The organism is Blastomonas sp. UPD001 (assembly GCF_003426715.1).
In the GTDB taxonomy this organism is placed as follows: domain Bacteria; phylum Pseudomonadota; class Alphaproteobacteria; order Sphingomonadales; family Sphingomonadaceae; genus Blastomonas.
The window spans coordinates 1-1,217 of sequence record NZ_QKVT01000159.1 but is presented as its reverse complement, the minus strand read 5'-3'; the positions used below and the strand labels follow the sequence as shown (position 1 = coordinate 1,217).

The window sequence follows — 1,217 nt, the reverse complement described above, 5'->3', positions numbered from 1 at the left end:
GCGGCATCGCCTGCCGCGATTCGGTGGGCTGGAAGATCGAACGGAAACTGCTGCTCGATAGCGTCGGCACAGCCGAATACCGCCAGGCTGGCAGCGACACCGATCTCCTCGCCGCCGCGCAGACCATGGCAGCAGGCGAAGCACTCGACGCGGACGAGGAACGCCGCGCGAAGACCGAGCGATGGATCCGACCGCGCGACTGATCCTGCAGACGCAGAAACGCCGCTTCTAGGAAAAGGGCAACAGCCGCGATGGTCCGGGGCTTGGCCCATTCGCGAGGCGCTCAGCGAATGGGTGTCTGGTGCCCAGAAGAGGATTTTACGGCTTAACCTCTAAAGCACTGAAATGCAATGACATTTTTGTTTCGCGTCGGTGCTGTTGTATTAGCCCTTTGTACTAGCTGGGGCGAGACGTTGCAAGGTTCGAGTCCTCAACAGGGTCTCGAAACGTCACCCTCGATCGATTTGCGTCGGCTCCGGGAGTGGCTTGTCCTTAATATAGGCCCAGCCTCCGCTACCCGTCTCGCTTGCCCGGCAATCCAATTCAATAAGGAGGCGCGCGGTTTCCTGCTCCGTGGCACCGATGACATGGGCCATGGTACGCAACTGCCGCCACCCAGTTTCGCCCGGATTGCTCAGCATGCTTGCGAGTATTGCAGAGCGCTTATCGTCCACCTTGCGAGTTTTTCCGGTTTGAATGCGGTGCATGAAATACTGCGCTGTTAACGTAATTGCACCGCCGATCATTGACGCAAAAATTGTCTGCCCAAAATCGGTCATGTTGTCCCACCTTCATTCCCAGCACCCACTAACGCATTGTCCAATTCGGCGCGGATTTTCGGAGTAATCTTTCGAGGAAACTCGTTGGGGAAAGCCTTTGCCACCTTGCCAAGAAACTGGACCAAGGGCGCGAGGTCGTAAGCATTCGAAGCGATCAAGCCGCCAGCACCCTTACGCTTAGTGCGTTTAATCAAGTTGAGGGTCTCCAGTCTGGTGACCGCCCGCTGCGCCTGCCTGTCCGAGATTCCGGCCCGGACGGCGATAGTCTTAAGGGAAGGGAACGGCATCTCCGATACACGCCACCATGAACCGACAAGCTGAAGCAGCACATTCAACTCGCCAGGACTGAGCCGCTTATCCTCGGCCAGGAACTGGTTTATAAGCAGCAGATAATTCGGAATTTGAGCGAATCCGCGCTCAGCCACTTCCTTACCCCAT

The 1,217-nt window shown here is 57.1% G+C and carries 2 protein-coding genes and 1 pseudogene; 1 reads left to right on the top strand and 2 read right to left on the bottom strand.

Translation table 11 applies throughout. From position 1 onward, the window contains the following. Positions 1–203 (top strand): annotated as a pseudogene (locus tag DM995_RS20060) (transcriptional regulator); the annotation flags it as partial. Positions 204–449: 246 nt separating this feature from the next. On the opposite strand, the gene DM995_RS20055 reads toward DM995_RS20060, so the two are convergent. Together DM995_RS20055 and DM995_RS20050 are read right to left on the bottom strand one after the other, a co-directional pair. After that, entirely contained in the window at positions 450–779 is a 330-nt protein-coding gene (locus DM995_RS20055) for a hypothetical protein (protein ID WP_116970820.1), read from the bottom strand. Beyond that, positions 776–1,217, bottom strand: a 442-nt coding sequence (locus tag DM995_RS20050; protein ID WP_157973411.1) for a helix-turn-helix domain-containing protein, incomplete at its 5' end; no start/stop codon positions are given. The genes DM995_RS20050 and DM995_RS20055, both read right to left, overlap by 4 nt.

Excerpts from the sequence above, each read along its gene's own strand:
- DM995_RS20055 (WP_116970820.1), bottom strand. The coding sequence starts at position 779 with ATGACCGATTTTGGGCAGACAATTTTTGCGTCAATGATCGGCGGTGCA.